1 protein-coding gene is annotated in these 1,106 nt (G+C 42.1%); it reads right to left on the reverse strand.

From position 1 onward, the window contains the following. Nucleotides 1-1,106 (reverse strand): right-handed parallel beta-helix repeat-containing protein (locus J7J01_09910; protein ID MCD6211173.1); only part of this gene is annotated, 1,106 nt, incomplete at both ends.

Here is a 1,106-nt window from a genome sequence, read left to right on the forward strand (position 1 = left end):
GGATTCCCAAATGGAGCAATCTGACTGAAACTCGTTACGTTCGCATAGACATAATTCTCTTCCGTGTTGACATTGCTTCCCTGAATCACTTCCCACTCTGTTTCAGTCCGGTTCCAGTGATATAATCTCAAGCTATTCTCTGCAACGTTGGCAACATCAGCATCCTCATAGCTCACGTTCAAGAATATCCAAGAATTTTCGCTCACATCATATACATCCACGTATTTACCGATGTTCCTCTTCCCGACAGGATCTGAATATGGATCTGTTACAGACGCTATTCTGATTCCATTATCGTAAGTGAACGAAATCGTAGTTGGATAGCTGCTTATCGAGAGATATTCGACAATGTTGTTGTGTGAATCTTCGTCTGATTCGACAATGTTGCTATGTTTGTATAAATCGTCTGAATAGAATATCATTCCTGGTAGACCATCCCATCGAGTGAGTCCACTTGATGCCGTGATGTTTGTCAGCATGTTGTTACTCGAGTTCTCCAGGTAAATGCCAGACCCGATGTTCGATGCGGTGATATTCATGAGTGTGTTATTGTTAGATTCTACCATGTAGATACCGACTAAGTTGTTCGATGAATTGATGTTCTTTATCGTACTGTTGTCGGTTCCATAGAGTTTTACGCCAACATCTGAATTCGATAAGTTGAGATTCTTCGCTGTGATATTATCGCAGTTCACGAGTATAACCTGTCCAGCATTTGTAATTGTCTGATCTGCTGCATCTTCGAGATAAACAAGAGGCTTGCCGTTTACTGTATTACCCTGCACGGTGTTTTCATAGGACTTATAAACAATAAGACCGTCATTTACAAAAGTGTTGTTTGCAAGCTTAATGTGGCTCGAATCTGCAAAGATGACGCCGACTTCATTGTCCGAGACTTCATTGTCTGTGAGCGTGTTGTTGCTCGATTCTCCTAACTGGATACCGTCCCGGTTGTTCGATACGTCGTTGTTTGTAAGTGAGTTATTGCTCGAATCCAGCAAGACGATACCGAGTTCATTGTTCGATGCGCTGTTGTTCATGAGCGTATTATTGTTCGATTCGGTTAAGTAGATGCCACCCCACCGGTTATTCGATACGATGTTGTT

It is taken from the genome of Methanophagales archaeon (assembly GCA_021159465.1).
In the GTDB taxonomy this organism is placed as follows: domain Archaea; phylum Halobacteriota; class Syntropharchaeia; order Alkanophagales; family Methanospirareceae; genus G60ANME1.